The 18,506-nt window shown below is 60.4% G+C and carries 17 protein-coding genes and 1 pseudogene; 13 read left to right on the forward strand and 5 right to left on the reverse strand.

Going from position 1 to position 18,506, the window contains the following annotated elements; translation table 11 throughout:
* The first annotated feature begins 41 nt into the window (after positions 1 to 41).
* Complete coding sequence (dapC, locus tag AC1DKH_RS08350) at positions 42 to 1,241, forward strand: succinyldiaminopimelate transaminase (RefSeq protein ID WP_477797917.1); 1,200 nt, start codon at positions 42 to 44, stop codon at positions 1,239 to 1,241.
* A 25-nt stretch (positions 1,242 to 1,266) separates the two neighbouring features.
* Here dapC and AC1DKH_RS08355 read toward each other — a convergent pair whose 3' ends face one another.
* Positions 1,267 to 1,557 (reverse strand): hypothetical protein, encoded by a 291-nt coding sequence (locus tag AC1DKH_RS08355; RefSeq protein WP_477797929.1) that lies wholly within the window; start codon positions 1,555 to 1,557, stop codon positions 1,267 to 1,269.
* On the opposite strand from AC1DKH_RS08355, the gene AC1DKH_RS08360 reads away from it, so the two are divergent.
* The 4 genes from AC1DKH_RS08360 (at position 1,541) to AC1DKH_RS08375 (ending at position 4,724) form a co-directional block, all read left to right on the forward strand.
* Entirely contained in the window at positions 1,541 to 1,903 is a 363-nt protein-coding gene (locus tag AC1DKH_RS08360; protein ID WP_477797918.1) for an ArsC family reductase, read from the forward strand. The genes AC1DKH_RS08355 and AC1DKH_RS08360 overlap by 17 nt on opposite strands.
* A 32-nt stretch (positions 1,904 to 1,935) precedes the next feature.
* On the forward strand, positions 1,936 to 2,970 hold the full coding sequence (gene dapD, locus AC1DKH_RS08365; RefSeq protein WP_223458821.1) for a 2,3,4,5-tetrahydropyridine-2,6-dicarboxylate N-succinyltransferase: 1,035 nt from the start codon (positions 1,936 to 1,938) through the stop codon (positions 2,968 to 2,970).
* Positions 2,971 to 3,117: 147 nt separating this feature from the next.
* Entirely contained in the window at positions 3,118 to 4,323 is a 1,206-nt protein-coding gene (locus AC1DKH_RS08370) for an aminotransferase class V-fold PLP-dependent enzyme (RefSeq protein WP_477797919.1), read from the forward strand.
* The gene (locus tag AC1DKH_RS08375) at positions 4,320 to 4,724 is read left to right on the forward strand and encodes a SufE family protein (protein WP_477797920.1); all 405 of its coding nucleotides are present in this window, start codon (positions 4,320 to 4,322) and stop codon (positions 4,722 to 4,724) included. The genes AC1DKH_RS08370 and AC1DKH_RS08375 overlap by 4 nt, the downstream gene beginning before the upstream one ends.
* Positions 4,725 to 4,856: 132 nt before the next feature.
* On the opposite strand, the gene tcdA is transcribed toward AC1DKH_RS08375, so the two are convergent.
* Complete coding sequence (gene tcdA / locus AC1DKH_RS08380) at positions 4,857 to 5,669, reverse strand: tRNA cyclic N6-threonylcarbamoyladenosine(37) synthase TcdA (RefSeq protein WP_414929169.1); 813 nt, start codon at positions 5,667 to 5,669, stop codon at positions 4,857 to 4,859.
* Between the two features lie 215 nt (positions 5,670 to 5,884).
* On the opposite strand from tcdA, the gene AC1DKH_RS08385 reads away from it, so the two are divergent.
* The 4 genes from AC1DKH_RS08385 to AC1DKH_RS08400 all read left to right on the forward strand — a co-directional run bounded on the left by AC1DKH_RS08385 (position 5,885) and on the right by AC1DKH_RS08400 (position 11,088).
* On the forward strand, positions 5,885 to 8,473 hold the full coding sequence (locus AC1DKH_RS08385; RefSeq protein ID WP_477797921.1) for a glycosyltransferase: 2,589 nt from the start codon (positions 5,885 to 5,887) through the stop codon (positions 8,471 to 8,473).
* A gap of 195 nt (positions 8,474 to 8,668) precedes the next feature.
* Complete coding sequence (gene dapE, locus AC1DKH_RS08390; protein WP_223458812.1) at positions 8,669 to 9,820, forward strand: succinyl-diaminopimelate desuccinylase; 1,152 nt, start codon at positions 8,669 to 8,671, stop codon at positions 9,818 to 9,820.
* Positions 9,820 to 10,629, forward strand: a complete 810-nt coding sequence (locus AC1DKH_RS08395; RefSeq protein WP_477797922.1) for a putative RNA methyltransferase — start codon at positions 9,820 to 9,822, stop codon at positions 10,627 to 10,629. The genes dapE and AC1DKH_RS08395 overlap by 1 nt, the downstream gene beginning before the upstream one ends.
* 81 nt (positions 10,630 to 10,710) lie before the next feature.
* Positions 10,711 to 11,088 (forward strand): hypothetical protein, encoded by a 378-nt coding sequence (locus AC1DKH_RS08400; protein ID WP_223442721.1) that lies wholly within the window; start codon positions 10,711 to 10,713, stop codon positions 11,086 to 11,088.
* A gap of 149 nt (positions 11,089 to 11,237) precedes the next feature.
* On the opposite strand, the gene AC1DKH_RS08405 is transcribed toward AC1DKH_RS08400, so the two are convergent.
* The gene (locus AC1DKH_RS08405) at positions 11,238 to 11,447 is read right to left on the reverse strand and encodes a cold shock domain-containing protein (protein WP_007954750.1); all 210 of its coding nucleotides are present in this window, start codon (positions 11,445 to 11,447) and stop codon (positions 11,238 to 11,240) included.
* Between the two features lie 236 nt (positions 11,448 to 11,683).
* On the opposite strand from AC1DKH_RS08405, the gene plsB reads away from it, so the two are divergent.
* The 4 genes from plsB (at position 11,684) to AC1DKH_RS08425 (ending at position 15,935) form a co-directional block, all read left to right on the forward strand.
* On the forward strand, positions 11,684 to 14,176 hold the full coding sequence (gene plsB / locus AC1DKH_RS08410) for a glycerol-3-phosphate 1-O-acyltransferase PlsB (RefSeq protein ID WP_477797923.1): 2,493 nt from the start codon (positions 11,684 to 11,686) through the stop codon (positions 14,174 to 14,176).
* 167 nt (positions 14,177 to 14,343) lie between these two features.
* A complete protein-coding gene (locus tag AC1DKH_RS08415; protein ID WP_477797924.1) occupies positions 14,344 to 14,685 on the forward strand; it encodes a YbaY family lipoprotein in 342 nt (113 codons plus the stop codon).
* Positions 14,686 to 14,819: 134 nt separating this feature from the next.
* Complete coding sequence (locus AC1DKH_RS08420; RefSeq protein WP_477797925.1) at positions 14,820 to 15,218, forward strand: YbaY family lipoprotein; 399 nt, start codon at positions 14,820 to 14,822, stop codon at positions 15,216 to 15,218.
* A gap of 27 nt (positions 15,219 to 15,245) precedes the next feature.
* A complete protein-coding gene (locus AC1DKH_RS08425) occupies positions 15,246 to 15,935 on the forward strand; it encodes a DUF4197 domain-containing protein (RefSeq protein WP_007990313.1) in 690 nt (229 codons plus the stop codon).
* Positions 15,936 to 16,045: 110 nt separating this feature from the next.
* On the opposite strand, the gene AC1DKH_RS08430 is transcribed toward AC1DKH_RS08425, so the two are convergent.
* Positions 16,046 to 17,392: a Fic family protein gene (locus tag AC1DKH_RS08430; RefSeq protein ID WP_477797926.1), complete on the reverse strand. Its 1,347-nt coding sequence runs from the start codon at positions 17,390 to 17,392 to the stop codon at positions 16,046 to 16,048.
* Positions 17,393 to 17,535: 143 nt separating this feature from the next.
* Positions 17,536 to 17,816 (reverse strand): annotated as a pseudogene (locus AC1DKH_RS08435) (DUF6124 family protein).
* Positions 17,817 to 18,506: the final 690 nt, after the last annotated feature.

Below are 18,506 nucleotides of genomic sequence, written 5' to 3' on the forward strand. Positions count from 1 at the left end.
AAACAGGGCTTGCCCGTTCCCACACCGAACGAGATACATTGATGAACAACGCCCTGTCCCAGCTCCAGCCCTACCCGTTCGAGAAACTCCGCGCCCTGCTTGGCAGCGTGACGCCGAACCCGGACAAGCGTCCGATCGCGCTGTCCATCGGCGAGCCAAAACACCGTTCGCCAAGCTTTGTCGCCGAGGCCCTGGCCAGCAATCTGGAAAAAATGGCTGTGTACCCGACCACACTCGGTATCCCGGAGCTGCGTGAAGCCATCGCGGCATGGTGCGAGCGTCGCTTCGACGTCCCCAAGGGCTGGATCGACCCCGCGCGCAACGTGTTGCCGGTCAACGGCACTCGCGAAGCGCTGTTCGCCTTCACCCAGACCGTGGTCAACCGTGGCGATGACGCGCTGGTGGTCAGCCCGAACCCGTTCTATCAGATCTACGAAGGCGCGGCGTTCCTCGCCGGGGCCAAGCCGCATTACCTGCCGTGCCTGGACGAAAACGGCTTCAACCCGGATTTCGACTCCGTGTCGCCAGACATCTGGAAACGCTGCCAAATCCTGTTCCTGTGCTCGCCAGGCAACCCGACCGGTGCTTTGATTCCGGTGCAAACCCTGAAAAAGCTGATCGCCCTGGCCGACGAATATGACTTCGTGATTGCCGCCGATGAGTGCTACAGCGAGCTGTACTTCGACGAACAAACCCCGCCGCCTGGCCTGCTCAGCGCTTGCGCAGAACTGGGTCGCAAGGACTTCAAGCGTTGCGTGGTGTTCCACAGCCTGTCCAAGCGTTCGAACCTGCCGGGACTGCGTTCAGGCTTTGTTGCCGGTGACGCCGACATCCTCAAGGGCTTCCTGCTCTATCGCACCTACCACGGCTGCGCGATGCCGGTTCAAACACAACTGGCCAGTGTTGCCGCGTGGAATGACGAGGTGCATGTGCGCGCCAACCGTGCGCTGTATCGCGAGAAATTCGATGCGGTTCTGGAAATCCTCAGCCCGGTCATGGACGTACAGCGCCCGGATGGCAGCTTCTACCTGTGGCCGAATGTAGCCGGTGACGACGCCGCCTTCTGCCGCGACCTGTTCGAGCAGGAACACGTGACCGTGGTGCCGGGTTCTTACCTGTCGCGGGATGTGGATGGCGTCAACCCGGGTGCCGGGCGTGTGCGCATGGCACTGGTGGCGCCGCTTGCCGAGTGTGTCGAAGCTGCCGAGCGGATTCGCGCGTTCATCCAGCGCCGCAAATAACCGCGCCGCCGCTCAGGGCCAGGTGTTATTTCACCTGGCCGGGTTTGGCCTCACTCAAATCCAGTTCCCCCAACACCTCACGCAACACGTCATCGCCAATCTGGTGATGACGACTGAGGCTCGCTGCGCCCGAAACGCCTTCAAACGCAGGCGCCGCGCACTTCATTACGCCGTTTGTCGTCCGGACTGGCTTCAGCGCCACGCAACAACAGGTTTTGTGCCACAGCCGCCGCGAAACCGTTCGGCCATGGCATAATCCGTCACCTTTCAAATCCAGCACCTGTAAAGGGGGCGATTCCTTGGCCGTTTCAAGCAAAACGTTGCACCTTTTCGGCATCAAAGCCTGTGACACCATGAAAAAGGCGCGCACCTGGCTCGATGAACACGCTGTCAGCTATGACTTTCATGATTACAAAGCGGTCGGTATCGACCGTGAACACCTCACCCAATGGTGCAGCGAGCACGGCTGGGAAGTGGTGTTGAACCGTGCAGGCACGACCTTTCGCAAGCTCGACGACGAACGCAAAGCCGATCTCGACCAGACGAAAGCCATCGAACTGATGCTCGCACAGCCCTCGATGATCAAGCGCCCGGTGCTCGATCTCGGTGACCGAACCCTGATTGGCTTCAAGCCAGACATCTACGCGGCCGCGCTCAAGTAAGCAGCCCGTTCAATTTTGTTAGAGGTATACACATGTCCACTACCCTGTTCAGCCTGGCCTTCGGCGTCGGCACTCAAAACCGTCAAGGCGCATGGCTGGAAGTGTTCTACGCCGCCCCGGTACTCAAGCCATCGGCTGAAGTCCTCGCCGCTATCGCACCGATCCTGGGTTACACCGAAGGCAATCAGGCCATTGCGTTCAGCACCGCCCAGGCCTCGCAACTGGCTGAAGCACTGAAAAGCGTCGATGCTGCCCAGGCCGCCCTGCTGACCCGCCTGGCCGAGAGTCACAAGCCGCTGGTTGCCACCTTGCTGGCTGAAGACGCCCAGCTGTCGTCCACCCCGGAGGCCTACCTCAAGCTGCACCTGCTGAGCCATCGCCTGGTCAAGCCACACGGCCTGAACCTGGCCGGCATCTTCCCGCTGCTGCCGAACGTGGCCTGGACCAGCCAGGGCGCGGTCGATCTGAGCGAACTGGCTGAACTGCAACTCGAAGCCCGCCTGCGCGGCGAGCTGCTGGAAGTATTCTCGGTGGACAAGTTCCCGAAAATGACCGACTACGTGGTTCCGGCCGGCGTGCGTATCGCCGACGCTGCGCGTCTGCGCCTGGGTGCCTACGTTGGCGAAGGCACCACCGTGATGCACGAAGGCTTCATCAACTTCAACGCCGGCACCGAAGGCCCGGGCATGATCGAAGGCCGCGTTTCCGCTGGCGTATTCGTCGGCAAGGGTTCGGACCTGGGCGGCGGCTGCTCGACCATGGGCACCCTGTCGGGCGGCGGCAACATCGTGATCAAGGTCGGCGAAGGCTGCCTGATCGGCGCCAACGCCGGTATCGGTATCCCGTTGGGCGACCGCAATACCGTCGAGTCGGGCCTGTACGTGACCGCCGGCACCAAAGTCGCGCTGCTGGACGAAAACAATCAACTGGTCAAAGTGGTCAAGGCCCGTGAACTGGCCGGCCAGACCGACCTGCTGTTCCGTCGCAATTCGGAAACCGGTGCCGTGGAATGCAAAACCCACAAATCGGCCATCGAACTGAACGAAGCGCTGCACGCTCACAACTAAGCCACACGACCACCCGCACCTCTGTAGGAGCGAGCTTGCTCGCGATGGACGTCAACGATAACGCGCGGCATCAGACAGCCCGTGTCGTCCACGCGTCCATCGCGAGCAAGCTCGCTCCTACAGGGGGCAGGCGTACAGGCGAACACCATGATGATTCTCTCTCCCTGGCGTGCCGATTTTCCGGCCATCGCCGCCCTGCAACGGCAAGGCCAGACCTATCTGGACAACGCCGCCACCACGCAAAAACCTCAAGCCCTGCTGGATGCCCTGGCGCATTACTACGCCAACGGCGCGGCCAACGTGCATCGGGCGCAGCATTTGCCCGGCGCCCACGCCACCCAGGCTTTCGAAGACAGCCGCCGCAAAGCCGCGCAATGGCTCAATACTGGCGATTGCGGTCAGATCATCTTTTCCCACGGCTCGACGTCCGCGCTGAATCTCCTGGCCTACGGCCTGGAACATCTTTTCAAACCGGGCGACGAGATTGTCATCAGCGCCCTGGAGCATCACGCCAACCTGCTGCCGTGGCAGCAACTGGCGCACCGTCGCGACCTGAAACTGGTGATCCTGCCGCTGGATGCCGACGGCGTGATCGACCTTGAAGCCGCGACCGGCTTGATCGGCTCGCGCACACGTCTGCTGGCCGTCAGTCAACTGTCCAACGTGATTGGCGCGTGGCAGCCACTGCCTCAATTGCTGGCACTGGCCAAGGCGCACAACGCCCTGACCGTGATCGACGGTGCCCAAGGCGTGGTCCATGGCCGCCACGACGTGCAAGCGCTGGGCTGCGATTTTTATGTGTTCTCCAGCCACAAGCTCTACGGCCCCGATGGCCTGGGCGTACTGTTCGGGCGCAATACAGCGTTGCAACAGCTGCGTCCCTGGCAGTTCGGCGGCGAAATGGTGCTGGATGCCAATTATCACGACGCACGCTTTCGCCCGGCACCGCTGGGTTTCGAGGCCGGGACGCCGCCGATTGCCAGTGTGATCGGCCTGGGAGCAACCCTGGATTACCTCGCAGGGCTTGATCAGGACGCCGTGTCCGTCCATGAAGCGGCGCTGCATGCCTGTCTGCTCAAGGGCCTTGAAGCGCGCAACGGCATTCGCCTGCTGGGCAAGCCGCAAGTGGCACTGGCCAGTTTTACCGTCGAGGGCGTGCATAACTCCGATCTCGCGCATTTGCTGACCGAACAAGGGATCGCAGTGCGTGCCGGCCATCACTGCGCCATGCCGCTGCTTAAACGCTTTGAACTGGCCGGGGCGATTCGGGTGTCGTTGGCGCTGTACAACGATTCCGAAGACCTGGAGCGGTTCTTTGAAGCCTTGGATCAGGCGCTGGAGCTATTGCGATGAACCTGCCTGCCGATGCCGTGACGGCACTCGAAACCTTTCAGAAAGCGGCCGGCTGGGAACAACGCGCGCGCCTGCTGATGCAATGGGGCGAGCGTCTGCCGGCCTTGAGTGATGCGCAGATGTGTGATGCCAACCGGGTACACGGCTGTGAAAGCCAGGTGTGGCTGGTGGGCGAATTGCGCGATGGTCATTGGCTGTTCAGCGCCAACAGCGATGCGCGGCTGATTCGCGGGTTGGTGGCGTTGCTGCTGGCGCGGGTCAACGGGTTGTCGGCGGCTGAGTTGCAGCAGGTGGATTTGCCGGACTGGTTCAATCAGTTGGGGTTGGGGCGGCAGTTGTCCGAATCGCGCAGTAATGGCTTGAATGCGGTGCTTCAGCGGATGCGGGAGTTAGCTCAATAAAGGGGCTGCTTCGCAGCCCATCGCGAGCAAGCTCGCTCCCACAAAGTTCTATGCCTGCCCCAAAACTGGTGGATTGAACACAAATCCCTGTGGGAGCGAGCTTGCTCGCGATGGGGTCATCAGCCTTACAGATCAGGCCTGCGGCTTGACCCGCTCCGCCGGCCGCCGCACACCCGCCACGATCTTGTCCACAGCCTTGGTCGCCGCAACCATGCCGAACGTCGCCGTCACCATCATCACCGCGCCAAACCCGCCGGCGCAGTCGAGCTTCACGCCATCACCGACAAAACTTTTCTGCAGGCAAATGCTGCCATCCGGTTTCGGGTAACGCAGTTGTTCGGTGGAAAACACGCACGGCACGCTGTAATGGCGGGTCACGGTGCGTGAGAAGCCGTAGTCGCGGCGCAGTGTCGAGCGCACTTTCGAGGCCAACGGATCATTGAACGTGCGGTTCAGGTCACAGACCTGGATCAACGTCGGGTCAATCTGTCCGCCCGCGCCGCCGGTGGTGATGATCTGGATCTTGCGCCGCTTGCACCAGGCGATCAGCGCGGCCTTGGCGTTGACGCTGTCGATGCAGTCGATCACGCAATCGATGTTCGGTGTGATGTACTCGGCCATGGTGTCGCGGGTGACGAAGTCAGGCACCGCGTGCACCGTGCAGTCCGGATTGATCCCGCGCAGACGCTCGGCCATCACCTCGACCTTGGGCTTGCCGACGGTACTGTCCAGCGCATGCAGCTGACGGTTGGCATTGCTGACGCAGACGTCGTCCAGGTCGAACAGCGAAATCTCGCCGACCCCACAGCGGGCCATGGCTTCCGCCGCCCAGGAACCGACACCACCGACGCCAACGATCGCCACATGGGCCGCGCGCAGGCGCTCAAGGCCTTCGATGCCATACAAACGGGCGATGCCTGCAAACCGCGGATCTTCTGTACTCATGACCATTACCCCAAAAACCGGCGGGCATTATATGGCGATATGAAGACAAAATCAGTTACAGGAAAAAGCGAAAGAACTTTAGCGAAACCATATTGCCCAATGTCTGGCAATTCCCTGTCCGCTGTACGACAAGAGAATGCCCGGTGTAGGATGCGCGCCCCTTGGCGACCGCCAACCGTTCCTTCGTTCCACAGTCTTTGGAACCCGAAATAGCTATGTCATCGCGTAAATTTGGACTCAACCTGGTCGTGGTGCTCGCCATCGCAGCCTTGTTTACCGGCTTCTGGGCGCTGATCAACCGCCCGGTCACCGCCCCCAACTGGCCTGAACAGATCTCCGGCTTCTCGTACTCGCCATTCCAGCAGGGCCAGTTCCCACAGAAAGACCAGTACCCGACCGACGATCAAATGCGTCGCGACCTGGAGATCATGAGCAAGCTGACGGACAACATCCGCACCTACTCGGTCGATGGCACCCTGCAAGACATCCCGAAACTGGCGGAAGAGTTCGGCTTGCGAGTGACCCTGGGGATCTGGATCAGCCCGGACCAGGAGCGCAACGAACGGGAAATTACCCGCGCCATTGAAATCGCCAACTCCTCGCGTAGCGTGGTTCGTGTGGTGGTGGGCAACGAAGCGATCTTCCGCAAGGAAATTACCGCCCAGGAACTCAGCGTCATGCTCGATCGCGTGCGTGGGGCCGTGAAGGTGCCGGTAACCACGTCCGAGCAGTGGCACGTGTGGGAAGAACACCCGGAACTGGCCAAGCACGTCGACCTGATCGCCGCGCACATCCTGCCTTACTGGGAATTCATCCCGATGGACAAGGCTGGGCAGTTCGTCCTCGACCGCGCCCGCGACCTGAAAAAGATGTTCCCGAAAAAGCCACTGCTGCTGTCCGAAGTGGGCTGGCCGAGCAACGGCCGCATGCGCGGTGGCGCCGATGCCTCCCCGGCGGACCAGGCGATCTACCTGCGAACCCTGGTCAACAAACTCAACCGTCAGGGCTTCAACTACTTCGTGATCGAAGCGTTTGACCAGCCGTGGAAGGCCAGTGACGAAGGTTCCGTCGGCGCCTACTGGGGCGTGTTCAACGCCGCGCGCCAGCAGAAGTTCAACTTCGAAGGCCCGGTGGTGGCGATTCCGCAGTGGCGTGTACTGGCCATCGGTTCGGTGGTGCTGGCGCTGTTGTCGCTGACCCTGCTGATGATCGACGGCTCGGCCCTGCGCCAGCGTGGCCGTACCTTCCTGACCTTCATTGCGTTCCTGTGCGGTTCGGTGCTGGTGTGGATCGGTTACGACTACAGCCAGCAATACAGCACCTGGTTCAGCCTGACCGTTGGCTTCTTGCTTGCCCTCGGTGCGCTCGGTGTGTTTATCGTGTTGCTGACCGAAGCCCATGAACTGGCCGAAGCGGTGTGGGTGCACAAGCGCCGGCGTGAGTTCCTGCCGGTGGAAGGCGATTCCAGCTACCGCCCGAAAGTGTCGATTCACGTGCCCTGCTACAACGAGCCGCCGGAGATGGTCAAACAGACCCTCAACGCCCTGGCCAACCTCGACTATCCGGATTTCGAAGTCCTGATCATCGACAACAACACCAAGGACCCGGCGGTCTGGGAACCGGTGCGCGATTATTGCGAAACCCTCGGCCCGCGCTTCAAGTTCTTCCACGTGGCACCGCTGGCCGGCTTCAAGGGCGGCGCGTTGAACTACCTGATTCCGCACACTGCCAAGGATGCCGAAGTCATTGCCGTGATCGACTCGGACTACTGCGTCGACCGCAACTGGCTCAAGCACATGGTGCCGCACTTCGCCGACCCGAAAATCGCCGTGGTGCAGTCGCCGCAGGATTACCGCGACCAGAACGAAAGCACCTTCAAGAAGCTCTGCTACGCGGAATACAAAGGCTTCTTCCACATCGGCATGGTCACCCGCAACGACCGTGACGCGATCATCCAGCACGGCACCATGACCATGACCCGTCGCTCGGTGCTCGAAGAGCTGGGCTGGGCCGACTGGTGCATCTGTGAAGACGCCGAGCTTGGCCTGCGGGTATTCGAAAAAGGCCTGTCGGCGGCGTATTACCACACCAGCTACGGCAAAGGCCTGATGCCCGATACCTTCATCGACTTCAAGAAGCAGCGTTTCCGCTGGGCCTACGGAGCGATTCAGATTATCAAACGCCACACCGCCAGCCTGCTGCGCGGCAAGGACACCGAGCTGACCCGTGGCCAGCGCTACCACTTCCTCGCGGGCTGGTTGCCGTGGGTGGCGGACGGCATGAACATCTTCTTCACCGTCGGCGCGCTGTTGTGGTCGGCGGCAATGATCATCGTGCCGCAACGGGTCGATCCACCGCTGCTGATTTTCGCGATCCCGCCGTTGGCGCTGTTCGTGTTCAAGGTCGCCAAGATCATCTTCCTCTACCGTCGTGCGGTTGGGGTGAATCTGAAGGATGCGTTCTGCGCGGCGCTGGCCGGCCTGGCGTTGTCCCATACCATCGCCAAAGCGGTGCTGTACGGCTTCTTCACCAGCAGCATTCCGTTCTTCCGTACGCCGAAGAATGCCGACAACCACGGCTTCTGGGTGGCGATTTCGGAAGCTCGGGAAGAGATGTTCATCATGCTGCTGTTGTGGGGCGCGGCCCTGGGGATCTACCTGGTGAACGGCATGCCGAGCAACGACATGCGCTTCTGGATCACCATGTTGCTGGTGCAGTCGCTGCCGTACGTCGCAGCGCTGATCATGGCGTTCCTGTCGTCGCTGCCCAAACCGGTGGTTGAGCCAGAACCTGCAACAGCGTAATCCGTTATTAGATAACGTCAAACGGCGGCCTTCGGGTCGCCGTTTTGCTTTAGAATGATCGCCCTTTTCAATGCCAACACACTCGGTAGGAGCTGCCGAAGGCTGCGATCTTTTGATTTTCAGAATCAGGATCAAAAGATCGCAGCCTTCGGCAGCTCCTACAGGTTTATCGTGCTGCACACATCGGAGCTTTCCATGACGGCCCACGCCGACCTTTCGCCGACCCTCCAACTCGCCATCGACCTGATCCGCCGTCCGTCCGTGACGCCGATCGACGCCGATTGCCAGAAGCAGATGATGCAGCGCCTGGGCGATGCCGGTTTCACCCTGGAACCGATGCGCATCGAAGATGTGGATAACTTCTGGGCCACCCACGGCCAGGACGACGGTCCGGTGCTGTGCTTCGCCGGCCACACCGACGTGGTCCCGACCGGCCCGGTGGCGGCCTGGCAGATCGAGCCGTTCAACGCGCTGATCGACGAACACGGCATGCTCTGCGGCCGTGGCGCCGCCGACATGAAAGGCAGCCTCGCCGCCATGACTGTCGCCTCCGAGCGCTTTGTCGCCGACTACCCGAATCACAAAGGCAAAGTCGCCTTTCTGATCACCAGCGACGAAGAAGGCCCGGCGCACCACGGCACCAAGGCCGTGGTCGAACGCCTCGCCGCACGCAAGGAGCGTCTGGACTGGTGCATCGTCGGCGAACCGTCGAGCACCACCCTGGTGGGTGACGTGGTCAAGAATGGCCGTCGCGGCTCGCTCGGCGCCAAGCTGACCGTGCGCGGTGTGCAGGGCCACGTGGCCTACCCGCACCTGGCCAAGAACCCGATCCACCTCGCTGCCCCGGCCCTGGCCGAACTGGCAGCCGAGCACTGGGACCACGGCAACGATTTCTTCCCGCCGACCAGTTTCCAGATCTCCAACGTCAACTCCGGTACCGGTGCGACCAACGTGATCCCGGGTGACCTGGTGGCGGTGTTCAACTTCCGTTTCTCCACCGAATCGACGGTCGAAGGCCTGCAAAAGCGCGTCGCCGACATTCTCGACAAACATGGCCTGGACTGGCACATCGACTGGGCATTGTCCGGCCTGCCATTCCTCACCGAACCGGGCGCGCTGCTGGACGCGGTGTCGGCGAGCATCAAGGACATCACCGGTCGTGAAACCAAGGCGTCCACCAGCGGTGGGACCTCCGACGGGCGCTTCATCGCGACCATGGGCACCCAAGTGGTTGAGCTGGGCCCGGTCAACGCGACCATCCACCAGGTCAACGAGCGTGTGCTGGCAGCGGATCTCGACGTACTGACCGAAATCTACTACCAGACCCTGATCAAGTTGCTCGCCTGATGCTTGCGTGCCCGATCTGCAGTGAGCCGCTGAATGCGGTGGACAATGGCGTGGTCTGCCCCGCCGGACATCGTTTCGACCGCGCGCGCCAGGGTTACTTGAACCTGTTGCCGGTGCAGCACAAAAACAGCCGCGACCCTGGGGATAACCAGGCGATGGTCGAAGCCCGCCGCGACTTTCTGAATGCCGGGCACTACGCCCCGGTAGCCAAGCGTCTGGCGGAGCTGGCGGCAGGTGTAGCGCCACAGCACTGGCTGGACATCGGTTGTGGCGAGGGTTACTACACCGCGCAAATCGCCGAGGCCCTGCCAGATGCCGAAGGCTATGCCCTGGACATCTCCCGCGAAGCGGTCAAACGCGCCTGCAAACGCAACCCGAAGCTCACCTGGTTGATCGCCAGTATGGCCCGGGTGCCGTTGGCTTCCGGCAGTTGCCAGTTCCTGGCCAGTGTCTTCAGCCCGCTGGATTGGGAAGAAGCCAAGCGCCTGCTCAGTGTTGGCGGCGGCCTGATGAAAGTCGGGCCAACCAGCGGCCACCTGATGGAACTGCGTGAGCGGCTGTACGACGAAGTCCGTGAATACACTGACGACAAGCACCTGGCCCTGGTACCGGATGGCATGGTGCTGGCCCACAGTGAAACCCTGGAATTCAAGCTGACGCTGGAAAGCGGTCAGGACCGGGCGAACCTGTTGGCGATGACGCCCCACGGCTGGCGCGCCAGTGCCGAGCGCCGTGCTGCTGTTATCGAGCAGGCCGAGCCGTTCGAGGTCACCGTGTCGATGCGCTACGATTATTTTGTTCTTCAATAACTTAAATTTTTGGTCTCGGGCAACGGCTCAAGACCGGCTAAATCCGCGAATGGATTTTTCAGACCCGCAGTGAGGACATCCATGCGCCAACCCGATATCGAGATTTACCTGAAAGACGCCGACGTCGACCACAAGGCCATTTCCGCCTGGCTCGGTGCGGCATTGGGTCCGTGCACCGATTGGGTCCAGAAGGGCCAGACCTACAAGTGCAAGGCCGGCAACGTGCCAGTGACCTGGTTGCCAAAAGCCGTCGGCAAATGGAACAGCCTGTACCTGGAAAGCGACCAGACCCCGTGGGACGACGACATCGCCTGCGCCCGCGCCGCGTTTGCCGCGCTGAACGTAGAAGTGCGTTGCGCACCGGGTAGCTGGGTCGAGGAGGAAGGTGAGGAGACGGCGGATCGCTGGATTCGCATCAGCGCCGATGGTGAAGAAGAGATCACCTGGAAAACTGCATAAAGCCTGAACACCGCCCCTGTAGGAGCGAGCTTGCTCCGGGCGGCGTTCCGACGATGGTCGTCAACGATAACGCGTCAATTCAGCAAAAGCGCGGTGTCCTTGAGTTCTTCGCGAGCAAGCTCGCTCCTACAGTGGTTTTTGCGCGGGGATTACAACCCCACCACATCCTCAGCCTGCAACCCCTTCTGCCCTTCCACCACCGCATACTCGACCTGCTGGCCTTCGGTCAGGGAACGGTGGCCTTCGCCTCGAATCGCGCGGTAGTGCACGAACACGTCCACCCCGTCCTCGCGCTGAATGAAGCCGTAGCCCTTGGCGTCGTTGAACCACTTCACGTTGCCGGTTTCGCGTGTTGCCATTTGTTCATACTCCCTTTTTATTATTGATCGGGCTTTTCGCAGGAAAGCCTCGGGAACGTCAGCCTGCGCATACCGGTCCCATGAGGGCAACGGCGACAGAGCGCCGAGTATATGACAGACGTTAAAACTCTCAACAGGAGTTTACTTTCGCGCTTTTTTGCCGATTTTCGATGAATCCGGCACACTATCGCCCTCCCAAGCAAACGCTCGGTTTTATTCACTCACGCAGAAGCCGTATGACCCGCTCCCCGTTCCGCCGTCTTGTGTTTGGCACCCTGCGCCGCCTGTTGTACCTCTGGGTTCGCTCGGAGACGATCAACCAGTCGTCGCTCACCCTCAACCTCGACCGCAGTCGTCCGGTGTTCTACGTCCTGCAAAACCCTTCGCTGACCGACCTCGCCGTGGTCGACACCGAGTGCAGCAAGGCCGGCCTGCCACGCCCGGTGTTGCCGGTATCGGTGGGCAACCTGCTGGAACCCGCCGCGTTCTTCTACCTGACGCCGGACCCGGACTGGCTGGGCCGCCAGGACAAGCGCGGCGCGCCGCCGACGTTGACCCGCCTGGTCAGCGCCCTGAGCCAGAACGCCGCCGAAGATGCGCAGATCATCCCGGTCAGCGTGTTCTGGGGCCAGTCGCCGGACAGCGAAAACAGCCCGTGGAAACTCCTGTTCGCCGACAGCTGGGCCGTTACCGGGCGCTTGCGCCGATTACTGAGCGTCATCGTGCTGGGACGCAAGACCCGTGTGCAGTTCTCCGCGCCGATCCACCTGCGCGAACTGATCGAGCACGACAAGGGCCATGAACGCACCGTGCGCATGGCCCAGCGGATCCTGCGGGTACACTTCCGCAACCTGAAGGCGGCGGTGATCGGCCCGGACATTTCCCACCGCCGCAACCTGGTCAAAGGCCTGCTGAACCAGCCGCAGGTCAAACAAGCGATCCTCGACGAAGCCGAACGCGAGAACATTTCACCGGAGAAGGCCAAAGCTCAAGCGCTACGCTACGGCAACGAAATCGCCTCGGACTACACCTACACTGCGATCCGTTTTATGGAAGTGGTGCTGAGCTGGTTCTGGAACAAGATCTACGACGGTATCAAGGTCAATCACATCGAAGGCGTGCAGAAGGTCGCCCAGGGTCACGAAGTGATCTACGTGCCGTGCCACCGCAGCCACATCGACTATCTGCTGCTGTCATACCTGCTGTTCCGCAACGGCCTGACCCCGCCGCACATCGCCGCCGGCATCAACCTGAACATGCCGGTGATCGGCGGCCTGCTGCGTCGCGGCGGTGCGTTTTTCATGCGCCGCACCTTCAAGGGCAATCCGCTGTACACCTCGGTGTTCAATGAATACCTGCACACCCTGTTCACCAAGGGCTTCCCGGTGGAGTACTTCGTCGAGGGCGGCCGTTCGCGCACCGGGCGCATGCTGCAACCCAAGACAGGGATGCTGGCGATCACCCTGCGCAGCTTCTTGCGCTCATCGCGCATGCCCATCGTCTTCGTGCCGGTATACATCGGCTACGAGCGCGTGCTGGAAGGTCGAACCTATCTTGGCGAGTTGCGCGGTGCAGCCAAGAAGAAAGAGTCGATCTTCGATATTTTCAAAGTCATCGGCGCGCTCAAACAGCGCTTCGGCCAGGTGGCGGTGAACTTCGGCGAGCCGATCAAGCTGGCGGAATTCCTCGACGGCGAGCAGCCGGACTGGCGGCAACAAGAACTCGGCCCGCAGTTCAGACCCGCCTGGCTCAACGAAACCACCAACCGCCTCGGTGAGAAAGTCGCCCGGCATTTGAACGAAGCGGCGGCGATCAACCCGGTCAACCTGGTGGCACTGGCGTTGCTGTCCACCAGCCGCCTGGCCCTGGACGACCGGGCCATGGCGCGGGTGCTCGACCTGTACCTGGCGCTGCTGCGCAAGGTCCCCTATTCGCCGCACACCACCTTGCCAGAAGGCGATGGCCGGGCGCTGATCGAGCACGTGAAGGACATGGACCTGCTCTCGGAGCAGAGCGATGCGTTGGGCAAGATCCTGTATCTGGACGAGCAGAATGCGGTCCTGATGACCTACTACCGCAACAACGTGCTGCACATTTTCGCCCTGCCGGCGCTACTGGCGAGCTTCTTCCAGAGTGCCTCGCGCATGAGCCGCGAACAGATCCTGCGCTACACACGCGCGCTGTACCCGTACCTGCAAGCGGAGTTGTTCATTCGCTGGTCGCTGGACGAACTGGATGCGGTGATCGACCAATGGCTGGAAGCCTTCGTCGAGCAAGGCCTGCTGCGTTTCGAGAACGATGTGTACCTGCGTCCGGCGCCAAGCTCGCGGCATTTCGTACTGCTCACGCTGCTGTCGAAAAGCATCGCCCAGACCCTGCAACGCTTCTACATGACCGTGTCCCTGCTGCTCAACAGCGGCCAGAACAGCATCAGCGCCGAAGAACTGGAAGACCTGTGCACGGTCATGGCCCAGCGCCTGTCGATCCTGCATGGCCTGAACGCCCCGGAATTCTTCGACAAGAGCCTGTTCCGCCACTTCATCCAGACCATGCTCGACCTCGACGTGCTCAAGCGCGATGAAGCGGGCAAGTTGAGCTATCACGAACTGCTCGGTGAACTGGCCGAAGGCGCGGCCAAACGGGTGTTGCCGGCGGAGATTCGCTTGTCGATTCGGCAGGTGGCGTTGCATCGCAGTGAAGATGCGGCGGAGTTGGTAACACCGCTCTGATTTCATCGGATCACTGCACGCAGTTTATGGCTGAAGCAAGGACGCTTCTGACTCATGCCACGCCCTCTTCGCCCCTGCTTGCAGGAATTCCCCTACATATAAATCGCTGCCTCGAACCTATGCTGGGCGCTCGTCAATACCGACGATCAATCGATAGGGAAATCAATATGAGCAGCGAAACCGTAAAAACCATTGATGGCAAAGTGCATTACCTGGAAAAGATTGCGCTGATGCCTAACTCGACTCTTCATGTCCGCCTGCTGGATGTCAGCCTGCAAGATGTCGCCGCGAAGGAACTGGCCGTACAGATCACTACCAATGCAGAAAATGTCGGGCTGAACTTCAACCTGACGTACAAGCTTGCCGATGTCCTGCCCGACCATACCTATGCAATCAGCGCGAGCATCACCCACGAAGACCGTCTGGTCTTCACCACCACTCAACAACACCGGGTGGAATTGGGTGTCGATTATGTGAAGGGGCAGGACGTGCTGGTCAGCCGCGTCTGAGAACACCCCGAGGCAAGTTGGGCGAAATCCCTGGCACCATATTGCAAAATGTTACCGGGGCTATCGCCGGCAAAATCCGCTAAATTGTCGTTGGCACCGGTTTTCTTCAGGCGCCAACGACAAGGATCCGCCTCATGAAAAAACTCTCTCTCCTCGGGCTTACGGTTTTGCTCGGTGCCTGCCAATCCATGCAATCTGCCCCGAAAGCCAGCCTCGACGGCGAAGTCTTTTACCTGCAACGCAGCGCCCTGCCGCCCACCGCCACCCTGAGCGTAAGCTTGCAGGACGTGTCCCTGGCCGACGCACCGGCCATTGTCCTCGACGAACAGAAAGGTCATGTCAAAGGCCAGGTGCCACTGCCGTTTCATCTGAGTTACGATCCGGCGCAGGTCAAACCAGGCCATCGCTACTCGGTCAGCGCGCGCATCGAAGTCGACGGCAAGCTGATGTTCATCACCACCGAAAACCATGCCGTGCAGCTTGATGGCAAAGACCCGCAACCGCTGAAAATCCGCGTCGACGCCGTTCGCTAACTCTCTTTTTTGAACAAGGAAGCTGCCATGCTCCGCCCTACCCTCCGCTTTGCCGGCCTGTGCGCAGGCTTGATGATCTCCGCCAGCGCCCTGGCGCTGTCCCTGAGCGACCTGTCGCAAAAAGACGCCACTGGCGGACTCAAGGACGCGCTGACCCAAGGCGCGCAACTGGCCGTAAAACAACTCGGCACCCCGGGCGGCTTCAGCAACAACCCCGACGTGAAAATCGAACTGCCGGGCAAACTGGGCAAAGTCGCCAGCAAAATGAAACAGTTCGGCATGGGCGATCAGGTCGATGAGCTGGAAGCCAGCATGAACAAGGCAGCCGAAACCGCCGTCACCCAGGCCCAGCCAATCCTTGTCGATGCCGTGAAAAAAATGACCGTTGAAGACGCCAAGGGCATCCTCAGCGGCGGCAACGACTCGGCCACCCAATACCTGAACAAGACCAGCCGCGAACAGATCCGCGCCAAATTCCTGCCCATCGTCAAGCAAGCCACCGACAAGGTTGGCCTGGCCCAGCAGTACAACTCGTTCGCAGGGCAAGCGGCGACCATGGGCGTAGTGGATGCGAAAAACGCCAACGTCGAAAACTACGTCACCGAGCAGGCCTTGAATGGCTTGTTCGAGATGATCGGCAAACAGGAAGAAACCATCCGCCAGAACCCGGCGGCTGCGGCGACCAGTTTGGCGAAGAAGGTGTTTGGGACGCTCTAGGCCACGTGCAATCCTTGTAGGAGCGAGCTTGCTCGCGATGAGGTCGTGTCAGTCGGCATCGATGCTGGCTGATATTGCGCAATCGCGAGCAAGCTCGCTCCTACAAGGAGTCAGGTTGCCGAGACCGGTCTTAGAAAGAACACCCACTCCCGCCCAATCCTGCGTTTCTCGAACAACTTCAACGCGACCAGCCCATTGAGCGTGGCTGACGCCGTGTTGTAGGAACAACCCAGATTCTCCTTCACATTGACCGCCGTGAACTCCTTGGCCATTCCGCTCCTGGCCACTTGAAACAACGCCCGCTGTTTCTCGGTGAGCTGGTCGAGAAAACCACTTTCACGCAACCAGCAATCAAATTGCTGCGCATCGTCCAGATTTTTCCGATACACCCCGGTAAAACTGCCTACAGCCCGCAACACCACCGAACACTGGAAATCGATGAAGTACGTCAGATCCAGGTCATCCGCCTCGGTATTCAAATACGACCGCCCGTACTTCAACGGCGCATTGCGCAACAAAACACTGATGGCGATATAGCGAAACGCCGAGTAGTCATTTTTCAACATGAACCAGTAAAACAACGCGCGCGCTACCCGACCGTTGCCGTCGCGAAAAGGATGCTCGTAACCCAAGACAAAATGCAGCGCGATGGCTTTGATCAATGGATGAAGGTAGTCCGCTTGATGAGGGTTGTTGTGGGGTTGGTTGATCCAATTGGCCAGCACCTGCAAACGTGACACGAGACCCGTTGCAGGCGGTGGCGAATGCACGGTGTTGCCCTGGCCATCCTGGACTACGACGTCATCGTTGGTCCTGAATGCTCCAGGCGAGTACCGCGAATCGTCGATACCCTCGACGCCAACTCGATGCATGGCTGCAATCAGCTCAACGCTCAGTGGCTCGTAACGCTGCTCCCAGGCGAAGTTCATCATCTTGAAGTTACCGATGACCATTCGCTCATCCGGCGTGCGCGGCGAACGATGGCGCTTAAGCATGTCCTTGGCCACCCGCGTCGTGGTGGCCGCACCTTCGAGCTGGCTGCTGCTGATGGCCTCGTCTTCGATCAGATCATTGAGCAAATAGCTGAAATGAGCGCGCTCGCCAATCTGGCCGGTCATGTATTCCAGCACTGCGGTTGTCGCCTGACGATCCACTACGGAAATGGCTTTTTGCGCCTGCGGCGTCAGCATGAATTTCAGCCAGCACGCCGGTTCACCCAATGGCAAAAGGCTCGAATACTGTGCAGTCCGCGCTTTCTTGACCAAGGCCCAGCACAAGTTCGAATCCAGCCCAGGGGCCCAGCGGTAGCGCAATGAATCGAATGGCAGGTAACGCCCCTGATCGTCCAGGGGCTTGAGCAAGGCGAGGTATTGCGAAAGGCGTTCCTTGTGGGGCGATCGCAACAGCCGATCAAACACCGGATCGGACCGCCCTCTCAATGTGGGTGGATTTTTCATGGCGCTGTCTCAAACATGCGTGAACCCGGGCTCTGAGTACAACACCTGAGCTTTTTAGCCTCAATATCAGACGGGTCCGAGATCAATGTAGGAACAATGAATGCCCGCTGGCCGGTACAGGTTCAGCGGGCTTTTTCCTTTTGCTATTGCTGCGGATCCAGCTGATCGAGGACGCGATTCACCGATAGCTGCGCCAGGATAATCATCTGCTGAATGCCGAGTGCCAGATTGCAGGTTGGGCCGGTCAGGATGGACGACAGTTCGGTTGCCATCACATTCGCGGAGGCAAGGGTTTCGTAGGCGTGGACAAGGAGGGTTCGGAATTGACGCCTGGGCGGATGGTGAAAATTGGGCAGGGGCGACTTGAAGTGCCGATATGCACTTCGGTCTCTGAAGCCGGGGGGTTTGGGCTGGGTTTGATCATTGTGAAGCTCCTAACGAAAGTTGGAGCAGCCAGCATCACTTGCAGATGATGGGTGGCAGCTGTGTGCAGGTCTGCAAGACCGAGTCGTTAGGCAACCTCGGCAGACCCGAAGATCTCCCGCACACAGCCACCATAAATCGGTGGTCGCTAAAAAAGCGCCACGATTATAGGTGCGCCAGTGGGCGCCTAACAAACTATTGGCGGGCTTGCAGTCCCGGTCGCTGAATTGGCAGCAACGGGCAAAGGCTAGAGATCGTGCTTCCGACGGGCAAGCTGAAAGTCTTGTGGGAATGGTCTGAATGGTTGGCTTTGGCGATAAACATTGTTGACTGTTGGGCAGCCATCGCGAGCAGGCTCGCTCAGGTGCTGAGTACATCTGTGAGAGATTGGGCGGCTGGCAGGCCGCCTTCGCTGGCAAGCCAGCTCCTACAGGGATTGGGGACATCTGCAAAAACCGGGTCGGCTGGCAGGCCGCCTTCGCTGGCAAGCCAGCTCCTACAGGGATTGGGGACATCTGCAAAAACCGGGTCGGCTGGCAGGCCGCCATCGCTGGCAWGCCAGCTCCTACAGGGATTGGGGACATCTGCAAAAACCGGGTCGGCTGGCAGGCCGCCWTCGCTGGCAAGCCAGCTCCTACAGGGATTGGGGACATCTGCAAAAACCGGGTCGGCTGGCAGGCCGCCATCGCTG

This window comes from Pseudomonas sp. 05L36 (assembly GCF_056398125.1).

Bases quoted from the DNA above. Each gene is read 5' to 3' on its own strand.
- AC1DKH_RS08395 (WP_477797922.1), top strand. From the start codon at position 9,820: ATGCTTGCGTGCCCGATCTGCAGTGAGCCGCTGAATGCGGTGGACAAT.
- dapD (WP_223458821.1), top strand. From the start codon at position 1,936: ATGTCCACTACCCTGTTCAGCCTGGCCTTCGGCGTCGGCACTCAAAAC.
- AC1DKH_RS08425 (WP_007990313.1), top strand. From the start codon at position 15,246: ATGCTCCGCCCTACCCTCCGCTTTGCCGGCCTGTGCGCAGGCTTGATG.
- AC1DKH_RS08405 (WP_007954750.1), bottom strand. From the start codon at position 11,447: ATGGCAACACGCGAAACCGGCAACGTGAAGTGGTTCAACGACGCCAAG.
- AC1DKH_RS08400 (WP_223442721.1), top strand. From the start codon at position 10,711: ATGCGCCAACCCGATATCGAGATTTACCTGAAAGACGCCGACGTCGAC.
- AC1DKH_RS08375 (WP_477797920.1), top strand. From the start codon at position 4,320: ATGAACCTGCCTGCCGATGCCGTGACGGCACTCGAAACCTTTCAGAAA.
- AC1DKH_RS08370 (WP_477797919.1), top strand. From the start codon at position 3,118: ATGATGATTCTCTCTCCCTGGCGTGCCGATTTTCCGGCCATCGCCGCC.
- plsB (WP_477797923.1), top strand. From the start codon at position 11,684: ATGACCCGCTCCCCGTTCCGCCGTCTTGTGTTTGGCACCCTGCGCCGC.
- tcdA (WP_414929169.1), bottom strand. From the start codon at position 5,669: ATGAGTACAGAAGATCCGCGGTTTGCAGGCATCGCCCGTTTGTATGGC.
- AC1DKH_RS08385 (WP_477797921.1), top strand. From the start codon at position 5,885: ATGTCATCGCGTAAATTTGGACTCAACCTGGTCGTGGTGCTCGCCATC.
- AC1DKH_RS08430 (WP_477797926.1), bottom strand. From the start codon at position 17,392: ATGAAAAATCCACCCACATTGAGAGGGCGGTCCGATCCGGTGTTTGAT.
- dapC (WP_477797917.1), top strand. From the start codon at position 42: ATGAACAACGCCCTGTCCCAGCTCCAGCCCTACCCGTTCGAGAAACTC.
- AC1DKH_RS08415 (WP_477797924.1), top strand. From the start codon at position 14,344: ATGAGCAGCGAAACCGTAAAAACCATTGATGGCAAAGTGCATTACCTG.
- dapE (WP_223458812.1), top strand. From the start codon at position 8,669: ATGACGGCCCACGCCGACCTTTCGCCGACCCTCCAACTCGCCATCGAC.
- AC1DKH_RS08420 (WP_477797925.1), top strand. From the start codon at position 14,820: ATGAAAAAACTCTCTCTCCTCGGGCTTACGGTTTTGCTCGGTGCCTGC.